The 13,487-nt window shown below is 71.8% G+C and carries 12 protein-coding genes; 6 read left to right on the top strand and 6 right to left on the bottom strand.

The genetic code is table 11. The annotated features are described in order from the left end of the window. Nucleotides 1-11 precede the first annotated feature (11 nt). From SLINC_RS22920 to SLINC_RS22930, 3 genes are read left to right on the top strand one after another with little or no spacing between them, the layout of a single operon-like run. Nucleotides 12-935, top strand: a complete 924-nt coding sequence (locus SLINC_RS22920; protein ID WP_067436267.1) for an NTP transferase domain-containing protein — start codon at nt 12-14, stop codon at nt 933-935. After that, the gene (locus SLINC_RS22925; protein ID WP_067436270.1) at nt 932-2,308 is read left to right on the top strand and encodes a molybdopterin molybdotransferase MoeA; all 1,377 of its coding nucleotides are present in this window, start codon (nt 932-934) and stop codon (nt 2,306-2,308) included. Before SLINC_RS22920 ends, SLINC_RS22925 begins: the two co-directional genes overlap by 4 nt. Continuing rightward, entirely contained in the window at nt 2,296-3,402 is a 1,107-nt protein-coding gene (locus SLINC_RS22930; protein ID WP_079164672.1) for a potassium channel family protein, read from the top strand. Before SLINC_RS22925 ends, SLINC_RS22930 begins: the two co-directional genes overlap by 13 nt. Nucleotides 3,403-3,439: 37 nt before the next feature. Here SLINC_RS22930 and SLINC_RS22935 read toward each other — a convergent pair whose 3' ends face one another. Both SLINC_RS22935 and SLINC_RS22940 read right to left on the bottom strand, forming a co-directional pair. Further along, complete coding sequence (locus tag SLINC_RS22935; protein ID WP_067436277.1) at nt 3,440-4,288, bottom strand: ABC transporter permease; 849 nt, start codon at nt 4,286-4,288, stop codon at nt 3,440-3,442. Beyond that, nucleotides 4,285-5,298 carry an ATP-binding cassette domain-containing protein gene (locus SLINC_RS22940; protein WP_067436280.1) on the bottom strand — a complete coding sequence of 338 codons (1,014 nt, stop codon included), beginning with the start codon at nt 5,296-5,298 and terminating at the stop codon, nt 4,285-4,287. Before SLINC_RS22940 ends, SLINC_RS22935 begins: the two co-directional genes overlap by 4 nt. Before the next feature lie 454 nt (nt 5,299-5,752). Between SLINC_RS22940 and SLINC_RS22945 the strand changes: the two genes are divergently transcribed. Continuing rightward, nucleotides 5,753-6,733 (top strand): NAD(P)H-quinone oxidoreductase, encoded by a 981-nt coding sequence (locus SLINC_RS22945; RefSeq protein WP_067436283.1) that lies wholly within the window; start codon nt 5,753-5,755, stop codon nt 6,731-6,733. Between the two features lie 48 nt (nt 6,734-6,781). Here the strand turns inward: SLINC_RS22945 and SLINC_RS22950 are convergent, their stop codons facing one another. Next, a complete protein-coding gene (locus SLINC_RS22950; protein WP_225988360.1) occupies nt 6,782-7,312 on the bottom strand; it encodes a hypothetical protein in 531 nt (176 codons plus the stop codon). A 136-nt stretch (nt 7,313-7,448) separates the two neighbouring features. Here SLINC_RS22950 and SLINC_RS22955 point away from each other — a divergent pair, with 136 nt between their 5' ends. Further along, nucleotides 7,449-7,988, top strand: a complete 540-nt coding sequence (locus SLINC_RS22955) for a bacterial proteasome activator family protein (protein WP_067436286.1) — start codon at nt 7,449-7,451, stop codon at nt 7,986-7,988. A gap of 134 nt (nt 7,989-8,122) precedes the next feature. Here SLINC_RS22955 and SLINC_RS22960 read toward each other — a convergent pair whose 3' ends face one another. Beyond that, the gene (locus SLINC_RS22960) at nt 8,123-9,781 is read right to left on the bottom strand and encodes a Stk1 family PASTA domain-containing Ser/Thr kinase (protein ID WP_067436289.1); all 1,659 of its coding nucleotides are present in this window, start codon (nt 9,779-9,781) and stop codon (nt 8,123-8,125) included. Between the two features lie 357 nt (nt 9,782-10,138). Between SLINC_RS22960 and SLINC_RS22965 the strand changes: the two genes are divergently transcribed. Continuing rightward, nucleotides 10,139-11,725: a protein kinase domain-containing protein gene (locus SLINC_RS22965; RefSeq protein WP_107406660.1), complete on the top strand. Its 1,587-nt coding sequence runs from the start codon at nt 10,139-10,141 to the stop codon at nt 11,723-11,725. 130 nt (nt 11,726-11,855) lie between these two features. On the opposite strand, the gene SLINC_RS22970 is transcribed toward SLINC_RS22965, so the two are convergent. Beyond that, nucleotides 11,856-12,878: a phosphotransferase gene (locus SLINC_RS22970; protein WP_067436295.1), complete on the bottom strand. Its 1,023-nt coding sequence runs from the start codon at nt 12,876-12,878 to the stop codon at nt 11,856-11,858. A 93-nt stretch (nt 12,879-12,971) separates the two neighbouring features. Then, nucleotides 12,972-13,454 (bottom strand): pyridoxamine 5'-phosphate oxidase family protein, encoded by a 483-nt coding sequence (locus tag SLINC_RS22975; protein ID WP_225988361.1) that lies wholly within the window; start codon nt 13,452-13,454, stop codon nt 12,972-12,974. Nucleotides 13,455-13,487: the final 33 nt, after the last annotated feature.

The raw sequence follows: 13,487 nt of genomic DNA on the forward strand, positions 1-13,487 counted from the left end.
ATACTCGGGGGATGACCGCATACGACGCCGTCGTCCTCGCCGGGGGTGCCGCCCGCCGGCTCGGCGGCGCGGACAAACCCGGGGTGCGCGTGGGCGGACGGGCGCTGCTGGACCGGGTGCTGGCCGCCTGCGCCGACGCCCGCACCACCGTCGTGGTCGCCGACCCCCGGCCCACCGCGCACCCGGTGACCTGGGCACGCGAGGACCCGCCGGGCGGCGGACCGGTGGCCGCCCTCGACGCGGGCCTCGGACACACCACGGCGGACGACCTCGTCGTTCTCTCGGCCGACCTGCCGTTCCTGACCGGGGCGACGGTGCAGCTGCTGCTGGCCACACTGCGCACGAGCGGCGCGGACGGCGTGCTCCTCACCGACGCCGAGGGCCGCGATCAGCCGCTGGTCGCCGCCTACCGCGCGCCCGCGCTGCGCCGCGCCCTGGCCGCACTCGCCGCGGAGCACGACGGGCCGGGGCGGCCGGGGCGCCTCGCCGGTCTCCCTCTGCGCCGCCTCACCGCCGGGCTCGTTCTGACCCGGGTGTCCGACCCCGTCGCGTCCTTCGACTGCGACACCTGGGACGACATCGCCACCGCCAGGTCACGGATCAGGGAGCATGGGCACGTGTTGGATGAATGGATTTCCGCAGTCAAGGACGAACTGGGCATCGACCTCGACGTCGACACCAAGGCGCTGCTCGACCTGGCCCGCGACGCCGCCCACGGCGTGGCCAGGCCCGCGGCACCGCTGACCACCTTCCTCGTCGGCTACGCGGCCGCCCGCGCCGGGGGAGGCCCGGAGGCGGTGGCCGAGGCCTCCCGCAAGGCCGTCGCCCTCGCCCTGCGCTGGGCGGACGAGAAGGCGGACGGCAAGGACGAGAAGGCGGACGGCAGGCCCGACGGCGACACCGCCGAGCCCCACGCCGCCCCGGACGCCGGATGACCGCCCGCGCGACCCGGACCGGAGAGGACGCCGAGAACGCCGAGAACGCCGAGGACTTCGACGTCGAGGAGGTGCTCGCCCTGGTGAACGAGGACGACGTCCGCTCCCCCGGCGACCACCACACGCCCGCGCCCGCCCCGCAGGGCGGCTCGCCCAAGCCGGATCACCGCCACAAGGCCACTCCCTGGCCCGAGGCCCGCGCGACCGCCGCCCGGGCCGCCCGTTCGGGCGCGCGCCGCTCCCCCGTCTCCGTGCGGCTCGACGACGCCCTCGGCCTCACCCTGGCCGCCCCCCTCCCCGCCCTCACCGACCTGCCCTCCTTCGACACCTCCGCGATGGACGGCTGGGCCGTCGCCGGACCCGGCCCCTGGGACGTACGGGAGGAAGGCGTTCTCGCCGGGCACGCCGAGCCCGACCCCCTCGGTGACGGCGAGGCCGTCCGGATCGCCACCGGTGCCCGCGTCCCGCAGGACACCACCGCCGTACTGCGCAGCGAGCACGGCCGCTCCGACGACAAGGGCCGTCTGCACGCGACCCGGGAGGTCGTCACCGGGCAGGACATCCGCCCGCGCGGACAGGAGTGCCGTAGCGGCGACCATCTCCTGCCGGCCGGTACGTTCGTGACCCCGGCCGTGCTCGGTCTCGCCGCGGCGGCCGGATACGACACCCTCACCGCCGTACCGCGCCCCCGGGTCGAAGTCCTGGTGCTGGGCGATGAGTTGCTCACCGAGGGCACCCCGCACGACGGTCTGATCCGGGACGCGCTCGGCCCGATGCTGCCGCCCTGGCTGCGTGCGCTGGGCGCCGAGGTCATCGCCGTACGACGACTCGGTGACGACGCGGACGCGCTGCGCAAGGCGATCACCGGTTCCGGGGCGGACCTGATCGTCACCACCGGCGGCACCGCCGCGGGTCCCGTCGACCACGTCCACCCGACGTTGCGCCGCATCGGCGCCGAACTCCTCGTCGACGGCGTCAAGGTGCGCCCCGGCCACCCCATGCTGCTGGCCCGCATCAAGGAGAACCAGCATCTCGTCGGGCTGCCCGGCAATCCGCTCGCGGCCGTCTCGGGGCTGCTCACGCTCGCCGAGCCGCTGCTGCGGACGCTGGCGGCCCACCCCACGCCGGAGCCGTACACCCTGCCGCTGCGGGGCGAGGCGCACGGGCATCCGTACGACACCCGGCTCATCCCCGTCGTGCTGCGCGGCGACGGGGCGGTGCCGTTGCACTACAACGGTCCTGCGATGCTGCGGGGCATCGCGGCCGCCGATGCCCTGGCCGTCGTGCCACCGGGCGGGGCGGGGGCCGGACAGGAGACGGAGCTTCTCGACCTGCCCTGGGCGAGCGGCGGAATCGGGGTGTGTTTCACGTGAAACTTCCGGGCCATGACGCGATCGCCCGCCAGGCGGACGAGCATCTCGTGACCCATCGGGTGAAACTCCCGAGGAAGGTGGTGGAGCACCCCTTCCGTCAGGTGGCCAGACGCGTCCTCATGGCGTTGCTGGTCCTCGTGACGACCGCGATGCTCGTCTACGTCGACCGCGATGGGTACAACGACAACTCCGACGGTTCCGTAGACTTCCTGGACGCCTGGTACTACGCGACCGTCACCCTCTCCACCACCGGGTACGGCGACATCACCCCGGTCAGCGATGCCGCCCGGTTCACCAACATCTTCGTCATCACACCCCTGCGGGTGCTGTTCCTGATCATTCTGGTCGGCACCACGCTCGAGGTCCTCACGGAACGCACCCGGGAGGAGTGGCGGCTCAACCGCTGGAGGTCCACCTTGCGCGACCACACAGTCGTCGTCGGCTTCGGCACCAAGGGGCGGTCGGCGATCCAGACCGTCTGTGCGACGGGACTGAAGAAGGAGCAGGTCGTCGTGGTCGACCCCAGTTCGAAGGCGATCGACGCGGCGACAGCCGAGGGGTACGCGGGGATCGTGGGCGACGCGACCCGTAGCGAGGTGTTGAAGCAGGCCGAGGTGCACAAGGCGCGGAAGATCATCATCGCGACGCAGCGCGACGACACGGCCGTCCTCGTGACCCTGACCGCCCGGCAGCTCAACAAGGCGGCCAAGATCGTGGCCGCCGTGCGTGAGGAGGAGAACGCGCCGCTGCTGAAGCAGTCCGGCGCCGACGCCGTCATCACCAGTGCCAGCGCGGCCGGCCGGCTGCTGGGCCTGTCGGTGCTCAGCCCCGCGGCCGGCATGGTGATGGAGGACCTCATCCAGCAGGGCAGTGGCCTCGACATCGTCGAACGGCCGGTCATAAAGGCCGAGGTGGGCAGGAACCCGCGGGAGACGGACGACCTCGTGGTGAGTGTCGTACGCGGCCACCGGGTGCTCGGCTACGACGATCCGGCCGTCGGCACCCTGGAGCTGACGGACCGGCTGATCACGATCGTGCGGGCGACGCCAGGCTCGCAGATCGCGCCCGACGTCCGCCCGCTGCCCCGCGGCTGACCGGCCGCCAGCGGCCGGCCGGCTGTCGTACGGCCGATCACTTGCGGTTGTAGAGCCGCATGGTGATCGGCCCGAAGACGGCGAGGAACAGTCCTGCCCATCCCAGGGACCAGGCGATCTCGTCGGCCGGCCAGTCGCCCGCCATCAACTCGCGGACGGCCGAGGACAGATGGGTGATCGGGCTGTTGTTGACGAAGGCCTGGAGCCAGCCCGGCATGGTCTTCGGGTCGACGAAGATGTTCGACAGGAAGGTCAGCGGGAACATCACCATCATGCTGACGCCCATCACCGACTTCTCGGTGCGCAGCATCAGACCGAACATCGTCCAGATCCACGAGAACGCGAACGAGAACACGACCAGCAGGACGACCCCGGCGAGCACGCCGACGATCCCGCCGTCCGGGCGGTAGCCCAGGATCAGGCCGACGGTGAGCATCACGACGGAGGCGATCGTGTAGCGCAGGGCGTCGCCGAGCAGATAGCCGACCATCGTCGAGGGCCGCCAGATCGGCAGCGACCGGAAGCGGTCGAAGACGCCCTTCTCGATGTCGGTGTTCACCGAGACACCGGTGTACATCGTGATCATCACGACCGACATCACCATGATGCCCGGCAGCAGGAACTGGATGTACTCCTTCGGGGAGCCGGCCAGGGCGCCCCCGAACAGGTACGTGTACATCAGCACCATCATGATCGGGAACGCCGTGACGTCGAAGAGCTGCTCCGGCACGTGTTTGATCTTGAGAATGGCCCGCCAGCCGAAGGTCAGCGAGGCCGACAGCGCGCTGGGGCGCGGCGGCCGCTCCCCGGAGACGAGCAGCGCGGCCAGCGACTCGGCGCTGACGGGGGCGAGGTCCTTGCTCTCGGTCTGTGTCGCGGTGCTCATGCCGCCACCTCGTCCTTCGTGTTCTTGCTGCCGTCTTGGGTGTCGTGTCCGGTGAGGGCGAGGAACACCTCGTCCAGGCTGGGCTGGCCGAGCGAGAAGTTGTCCACGACCACTCCGGAGCGGGCCAGTTCGGCGAGCGCGCGGGCCGCCTGCTCGGCCGCCCCCTGCCCGTTCGCCGCCCCGGCTCCGACGCGGGCCGTCAGGGCCACCGGATCGGGCTCCAGCTGGACGTCGGCGTCCAGGGTCAGCCGTAGCACCTGCTCGGCCTGCGGCCGTTGGGCCGGATCGCGCAGGCGCAGATGGACGGAGCCGGCGCCGACGGAGGCCTTCAGTTCGCCCTTGGTGCCCTCCGCGATCACCTTGCCCTGGTCGATGACGGCGATCCGGGAGGCGAGCTGGTCGGCCTCGTCCAGGTACTGCGTGGTCAGCAGCACGGTGGTGCCCTGGGCGACGACCGCGCGCACGATGTCCCAGACCTGGTTGCGGCTGCGCGGGTCCAGGCCGGTCGTCGGCTCGTCGAGGAAGAGCAGATCGGGCGTGTTCAGGATGGAGGCGGCGATGTCGATACGGCGCCGCATGCCGCCCGAGTAGTGCTTGACCTGCTTGCCGGCCGCGTCCGTGAGGCCGAAGGCCTCCAGCAGCTGACCGGCGCGCTGTCGCGCGGCATGCTTGTGGTGACCGAGGAGGCGACCCAGCAGGATCAGGTTCTCGGTGCCGGTGAGGTCCTCGTCGACGGAGGCGTACTGGCCGGTGAGGCTGACCCGGCTGCGGACCTCGTCGGCCTCCCGGACGACGTCGTGGCCGAAGACGTGGGCCTGGCCGCCGTCGGGCCGGAGCAGGGTGGCGAGCATCTTGACCGTGGTGGTCTTCCCGGCGCCGTTCGGACCGAGAACGCCGTAGACGGTGCCGGCCGGCACCGCGAGGTCGACTCCGTCGACGGCACGTGTCTCGCCGAACGTCTTCACCAGCCCTGCGGTCTCGATGGCCAGGCCGGACGTGTGCTGGCTCATGGGGAGTCCTTCCGCGTACTTGGGTTACGCATGGGGAGACCTTTACCGTCGCCCAAACTCATCGGTCCCGCACAGGGTTTTTCTGAGGGTCCGGTCCAAGGGACGAGGGGGATCGGTCGGAGGACCGAGGGGGATCGGTCGGGGGGCGGAGGAGGGGTGGGCCGGGGGTGTGGCTCGGGGGCGCGGGCCGGGGCGGCGGGGTTGCTCACGAACTTCCCGTGCGTGGTCCCTCGCGGGAGCGGGCGCTACGACGGAAGGGGACGGCACAGGAGGGTTACGGCTTCGGGGAGGACTCGACCGAGGGTGCGGGCGCCGGCGGAGAGGGAGGGGCTGGACGCGAGTGGTGGCCCGGCGGCGCGGGGGCGAGCGTGGGGAAGGGCAAGGGCCCGGCAATGGGTGGGCGCTGTGTGGACCGGGGGCCGGTGACGGAGGGGTGGGGAGTAGCGTCCCCTTCATGCATGCGATCACGATTCCCGAACCTGGTGGTCCCGAGGCGCTGGTGTGGAGCGAGGTCCCGGATCCCGTGCCCGGCGAGGGGGAGGTGCTCGTCGAGGTGGCGGCCGGCGCCGTGAACCGCGCCGACATCCTCCAGCGGCAGGGCTTCTACAACCCGCCGCCCGGCGCGTCCCCCTACCCCGGCCTGGAGTGTTCCGGGCGGATCGCCGCACTCGGCACCGGAGTCTCCGGCTGGAGCGTCGGCGACGAGGTGTGCGCGCTGCTCTCGGGCGGCGGCTACGCCGAGAAGGTGGCCGTACCGGCCGGGCAGCTGCTGCCCGTGCCCAAGGGCGTCGCCCTGGAGCGGGCCGCCGCGCTCCCGGAGGTGGTGTGCACGGTCTGGTCCAACGTCTTCATGATCTCCCACCTCCGCCCCGGCGAGACGCTGCTCGTGCACGGCGGCTCCAGCGGCATCGGCACGATGGCGATCCAGCTCGGCAAGGCCGTCGGCGCGAAGGTCGCCGTGACGGCGGGTACGCGCGCCAAGCTGGACCGCTGTGCGGAGCTCGGTGCCGACGTCCTGGTCAACTACCGGGAGCAGGACTTCGTAGAGGAGGTCAGGCAGGCCACCGGCGGGACGGGGGCCGACGTCATCCTCGACAACATGGGGGCCAAGTACCTCGACCGCAACGTCCAGGCCCTCGCCGTCAACGGACGGCTCGCGATCATCGGCATGCAGGGCGGCATCAAGGCCGAACTGAACATCGCCACCCTCCTGACCAAGCGCGCCGCCATCAGCGCGACCTCCCTGCGGGCCCGCCCCCCGGAGGAGAAGGCCGCCATCGTCGCCGCCGTACGCGAACACGTCTGGCCCCTCATCGACGGCGGTCACATCAGCCCGGTCGTCGACCGCGAACTCCCGATGCGCGAGGCCTCCGCCGCACACCAGGTGGTGGAGGAGAGCGGCCACGTGGGCAAGGTGCTGCTGATCGCGTCGTAGAAGGCACGGAAACGGCGGGCCGAGCGCGGCCTGACAGAGCCGTGGGGCTCAGGGCATCCCCCGCCGTACCCGTAGGGCGACGAAGGCGAGGCCCAGGCCGAGTCCGACGAGGATGAGGCCGCTGCCGAGCGGGAGGATGTGCAGCCGCGGCCCGGCCGACCGCTCGGCGGCCCGGCCGGCGGCCCGCTGCGGAAGCCCGGAGGGCACCGCCGCCGCGGTCTGCGCCGGTGCTTCCGGTACGGCTGTGGGGGCGCCGTCGTACCGACCCTCCCGGCCGCCACCCGCGTCCACGTCTCCGTCGTCGGCCGTGTCCTCGGCCGCTTCCTCCCGCCGCCCCGGCCGCTCCCGCCCCTCGCCGGCCCGACTCCCGGCCCGGGAGGGCGCGGCGGAGGGGGAGAGCGAGGGAGAGGGATCGAGCACGGGAAGGTCGGGAGCGGCGTACGCCGACTCGTCCCCGTACGCCGAAACACCCCCGTACGGAATGAGGACCGCACTCGCCCCCACCACGACGATCAGCGCCGTGGAACGCAGCAATCGCAGCAATCGCGGCAGACGCAGCACACGCGGGCGGGCAGTCACGGGACAACCCTGACATTCGGCCGTTACCCCGGCATTCCAGGGCGGGCCGGAGGAGCGAAATGGCGTGGGAACGGTGGATCAGGCTTCGGCGGGGGCACCACGGTGGTGAGGTGTAGGCGTGCGAGAGAATGGCGGCATGGAGATGCCGAGGAACGAACGGTCGCCGGAGAACCCCCAGATTTTGGTCGTGGGTCAGGACGGGATGGCCATCGGTGGCGGAGGCGACGATGACTCCCGCGAGGTTCCCGTGACGGAGATGGTCGAACAGCCGGCGAAGGTCATGCGGATCGGAAGCATGATCAAGCAGCTGCTCGAAGAGGTCCGGGTGGCTCCCCTCGACGAGGCGAGCCGGGTCCGGCTCAAGGAGATCCACGCCAGCTCGGTGAAGGAGCTGGAGGACGGTCTGGCCCCGGAGCTGGTCGAGGAGCTGGAGCGGCTCTCCCTGCCGTTCACGGACGAGGCGACCCCGAGCGACGCGGAACTGCGGATCGCGCAGGCGCAGTTGGTCGGCTGGCTGGAGGGCCTCTTCCACGGGATCCAGACCACCCTCTTCGCCCAGCAGATGGCCGCGCGGGCCCAGCTGGAGCAGATGCGCCGCGCCCTTCCGCCGGGCGTCGGCCACGACGGCGACGACGGCGGCCACCCGGCCGGCCGCTCGGGCGGCCCTTACCTGTAAGCCCACCCGCCCACCCACCGCCTCAACCACCCCGACGACGGCGAAGGCCCGGCAGCAGACGCTGCCGGGCCTTGTCACGTGACACAGTCACATCACGTCACACGGTCACCTCACGTGACACGGTCACACGCGTCTCACGCCGGATTGCCCGTGGAGACGTCGAACTGCATCTTCGGCGGGTTCTTCGGGTCGAAGTCGGTGCCCGAGTCGGGGAACTGCTGGATCACGGTCCCGTCGCCGTAGGTGTTCTCGTCCACCTTGTTGATCTTGTAGTGCCATCCGGCGGCCTGAAGGCACTTGAGGACCGAGTCCCAGTTCTTGTACTGGAAGCTCGGCATCCGCACCTGGTCGGGGTCGTTGTACGACTCGGCCGGCTCGGTGCACTCGGTCGTCTCGACCGTCTTCGTGGTGTCCGGACCGCGGTAGCCCGCCGCCTTGGTCGCCGAGGCCGAGGGGCTGGCACTGCTGTCGCCACCCGCCTCGTCGTCGCCGCCGCTGTTCAGCAGCAGCGCCGCGAGCAGACCGCCGACGGCGAGCAGCGAGACGACGATCGAACCGACGATCACCGGCTTGTTGCTCCTGCCGCCCCCGCTCCCGCCGGAGGCCGTGGTCGTGGGCTGCGGGGTGAGGTTGTACGGCGGCGGCGTCGACGGGGACTGGTGCGGCGCGTAGGCCGTCGGCCCCGGGGTCGGGTAGCCGCCCTGCTGCGGATAGCCGTACGACGGGGCGGGCGTCGACGGAGGCGGGGTGCCGTGCGGGGCGCCGTACGGGCTCGGCGTCGGGGCCGGCTGGTACGGCGTCTGCACGCTGCCCTGGGGCGGGGGCGTCTGGTCGACCGGCGGGAACACCGCGGAGCCGACACCGGCGCCGCTCGACGTCTGCACACCCGGCACGATGCTCGGAGCGGCAGGCTGGAAGGACGAGGCCACGCGCAGGCACTCGTCGCGCATCGCCTCGGCGCTCGGGAAACGCTCGTTCGGGTTCTTCTTCAGCGCGCGGGCGACCAGCGCGTCCACGGCCGGCGGCAGCGAACGGTTGATCGAGGAAGGAGCCACCGGCTCCTCCTGGACGTGTGCGTACGCTATGGCCAGCGGCGAGTCCGCATCGAACGGCAGCCGCCCGGTGACCAGCTGGAACAGCATGATGCCGACCGAGTAGAGGTCGGAACGCGCGTCCACCCCGCGGCCGAGGGCCTGCTCCGGCGAGAGGTACTGCGGGGTGCCGACGACCATGCCGGTCTGGGTCATGGAGGTGACACCGGACTGCATGGCGCGGGCGATGCCGAAGTCCATCACCTTCACCACGCCACGCTTGGTCATCATCACGTTGCCCGGCTTGATGTCCCGGTGGACCAGCCCCATCTCATGGCTGATCTCCAGGGCCGCCAGCACGTCCGCGGTGATCTTCAGCGCCTTGTCGGCGGGCATCGCGCCGTACTGCTGCACGTCGGCGTTGAGCACCGAGCCGAGCGGGCGGCCCTCGACGTACTCCATGACGATGTACGGCATCGTCGTGCCGTCCAGCTCGTCCTCGCCGGTGTCGAACACCGAGACGATGTTGGTGTGCGTGAGCTTGGCCACGGCCTGGGCCTCACGGCGGAAACGCTCGCGAAAGGCCTGTTCCCGTCCCAGCTCGGTGTGGAGCGTCTTGACGGCGACCTGGCGGTCGAGCACCGCGTCGTAGGCGAGATGCACCGAGGCCATGCCGCCCTCGCCGAGCAGATCGCGCAGCTGATAGCGGCCACCGGCCAGCGCACGCCCCGCATACCGGCCGTGTGCGGAGTCCTGGCTCATGTTGTGTGTCCCCCATAGCCTTTCGAGCGCCGGCGAGTGTCGTCCTGCCGAGAGGATCCCGAAAATTCGTTGATCCAGTGTCTAATCCCGGCCAAGTCTGCCGGAGGGCACTGACACGTCAAGTTCGGTGCCCGTTCCGTGACCGTACGCGAAAGAAGCGTCGCGGAAGCGTTACAGCGGACGTACGGCCGGTACACAGGATTTGCACGCCGACATGTAATACGGGTTTGATGGCCGGTCCGTCTCGGGCCGGTCTCCAGGGCCTTCCCGGACCGGCGGCTTGCGCGGAGGCTGTAGCGTGGCCGACGGAGACCGTAACAACACCGCGCGCACCGCGGGCAGAAACGACGGCGAGGACTGATGGCACAGCAGCGCGCTCAGGGCCCGTCCGACCCCGAGGCGACTGGCGGCGGTATGTCAGATGCGCCGGAGCTGTGGGGTAACGGCGGGCTGGTCGGTGACGGCCGATATCGGCTGACCCGCAGACTCGGCCGGGGCGGCATGGCAGAGGTGTTCGCCGCCGAGGACGTACGTCTCGGGCGCACCGTGGCGGTCAAGCTCCTGCGCGCCGACCTCGCCGAGGACCCCGTCTCCAAGGCCCGCTTCACGCGCGAGGCCCAGTCGGTGGCCGGGCTCAACCACCACGCGATCGTCGCCGTGTACGACTCCGGCGAGGACTTCGTGGGCGGCCAGTCGGTGCCGTACATCGTGATGGAGATCGTCGAGGGGCGCACCATCCGCGACCTCCTCCTCAACGCCGAGGCGCCCGGCCCCGAGCAGGCCCTGATCATCGTCTCGGGTGTCCTGGAGGCGCTCGCCTATTCGCACCAGCACGGCATCGTGCACCGCGACATCAAGCCCGCCAACGTCATCATCACGCACAACGGCGCGGTCAAGGTGATGGACTTCGGCATCGCCCGAGCCCTGCACGGCGCGTCCACGACGATGACTCAAACCGGCATGGTCATGGGCACCCCGCAGTACCTCTCCCCGGAGCAGGCCCTCGGCAAGGCCGTCGACCACCGCTCCGACCTGTACGCGACGGGCTGCCTGCTCTACGAACTCCTCGCGCTGCGGCCCCCCTTCACCGGTGAGACCCCGTTGTCGGTGGTCTACCAGCACGTCCAGGACATCCCGACGCCGCCGTCCGAGGTCTCCGACGGGGTCCCGCCTGAGCTCGACGGCCTTGTCATGCGCTCGCTCGCCAAGGAGCCGGACGACCGCTTCCAGACGGCCGAGGAGATGCGCGGCCTGGTCCAGTACGGCCTCCAGATGCTGTACGAGCAGGGCGGCCACACCGGTACCTGGAACACCGGCCACGTCGACGTGCCCGACGGCCGGCGGGCCGCGGGGGCCGGCTTCGCGAGCACGACCGTGCTGCCGCACGGCGCCGACGCCTCCGGCACCGCGCAGATCCCGCAGCAGATCCTGCCCTCCGGCTACGGCGGCGGGGACGACGGCGGCTTCGAGGGGAGGGGCAACCGGGGCAGCGGCCGCGGCAAGCTGTGGATCCTCGCCGTCCTGGCGGTGATCGCCATCGCGGCGGGCGTCGCGCTGGCGCTGAACAGCGGCGGCGACAAGAAGCCCGGCGACAGCACCACGCCGTCGCCGACCACCTCGCAGACCACCGACGACGCGACGCCCAGCGAGACGCCGAGCGACGACACCACCGACGAGCCGACGGACACCAGCACGGACAACGGCACGAGCACGGGCTCCAACGGGGACTACACGCCCTCGTACACGCCGTCCTACACACCGTCGCCGACCACGCAGCAGCCGACGGACGACCCGACGGCGGATCCGACGCCCACGGAGCCGACGGGCGATCCCACGCCGTCCGACCCGCCGACGCCGACGGGTGGGCCCACGGACACGTCCGGTGGCGCCATCGGGGGCGACGCGATCGGTGGCGGCGACGGTGGCGGAGACGGGAGCGGCTGACCGGCCCGCCCCAGACAGCCTCCACGCGCGCGTGCGACCCGGAAACGGGCTCCACGCGCGCGTGCTGTTTTCCGGAGCTCACATCACCCACGGGTTCCGCTACCACCCCACGGGCCCCACGGGTCCCGCCTCAGTCCGCGAACGCCTCGCACACAGCCTCGTACCGCCGCGTCCACCACACCGCGAGCGCCGAGGCCGCCGGGAACTGGGGGTCCGCGCGGGTGTCCCCGCGCTCGTAGTGCCAGCGCAGCATCCAGAAGTCGTTCAGACGCTCCCACCACACCCGGTGCACGGCCGCCGTCAGCTGTGAGGGCGTGGCGCCCGCCGTACGCCGGTACGCGCGCGCGTACGCCTGGACCTTGGGCAGGTCGAGGGTGCCCGCGGGCCGTACGAAGAAGATCGCGGCGGCGCGTACGGCCTCCTCGGCCCGGGGTTTGACGCCGAGCCGGTCCCAGTCGACGATCGCGGCCGGGGCGTCGCCCTTGTAGAGCAGGTTGAACGGGTGGAAGTCCCCGTGCACCCAGCCCACCGAGCCGCCGCGCGGAGGCCTTCGGTCGGCGTGCCGTTCCAGGAGGGCGCGCCGCTCCAGGAGGCGGTGGCGGGCCAGTTCGTCGAAGGAGTCGGCGGGGCGGTGCCGGCGGACCCGGGCGAGCAGCGCGTCGATGAGGGCGAAGGTGTCGCCGGGGTCGGGGCTCTCGGAGGCACGGCGGCTCGTGTCCGATCGGTCGCGCGCCCGCGCGTGCGTCGGCATCACGCGCTCCAGGCTCGCGTGCACCACCCCGAGAAGCGCCCCCAGCCGTGCGCACTGCGCGGGGGTGAGCTGGCCGCCGTGCCGGTGCCGGCCGTCGATCCAGGGGTGCAGGGCGTACGTGTGACCGCCGACGACCGCGACCGTGCGGCCCTCGCGGTCGGGCAGCGGCGGCGCCACGGGGACGCCCAGGCCGGCCAGGCGCTCGGTGGCCCGGTGCTGACGGGCGATGGCGGCGGGGGTGGCGGTCTCGGGGTCGAAGTGGTGCTTGAGGAAGTAGCGGCCGCGGGTCGTGCACAGCCGGTAGCCGCGGTTGAGCAGCCCCTGGTCGACGGGCTCGCAGGCGAGGACGGAACCGGCTGCGTACTGCCGGAGAAGGGCGCCCAGCGGGGGCGCGTGGGGCATGGGGGGTGGTACACAAGAGCGCGGCACGCTGCCCGATGCTAGGGCACGATTCAGGCCTCTGAGCTGGGCGTTGTCACAGGCAGTCGCTTTCGGTCACGGGATGTGCTCGAAGTGGCTTTCCAGGCCGTCGTCGGTCGAGTGCACCGTGCCGAACCGCGGATCGATGCTCAGGTAGACGGGCTCGTACGGCTCGCCGTCCACGCGGCGCGGGGCGGGTCCGAAGCGCGCGATCTCGGCGGGAGTGGGGTCGTGCGCCGTGCACTCGCCCACGACCTGGGCCGACCACAGGCCCTCCCCCGGCCCGGCGGAGCTCAGGTTGTCCGCGCCGTAGGCCACGACGCCGCCGACGCACGCCCGGTGGTACCCGCAGTTCCTGGGCATCCGCAGCAGCACCCGGCCGTCCACCACGATGTGCCGCGCGAGGGCGATGAAGGGCAGCGCCCGCATGCTGGTGACCGCCCGGCCGTGGTCGGCGCGGGCGAGCAGATCGACGGCGAGACGGTCGACGGCGGAACGGTCGACAGCGGAACGGGCGACGGCGAGGTGGTCGACGGCGAGGCGGTCGGCTGTGGGCATACGGCCACTGTCCGGCACGCGCGCGTGGGCGAA

The organism is Streptomyces lincolnensis, assembly GCF_001685355.1.
GTDB lineage: Bacteria > Actinomycetota > Actinomycetes > Streptomycetales > Streptomycetaceae > Streptomyces > Streptomyces lincolnensis.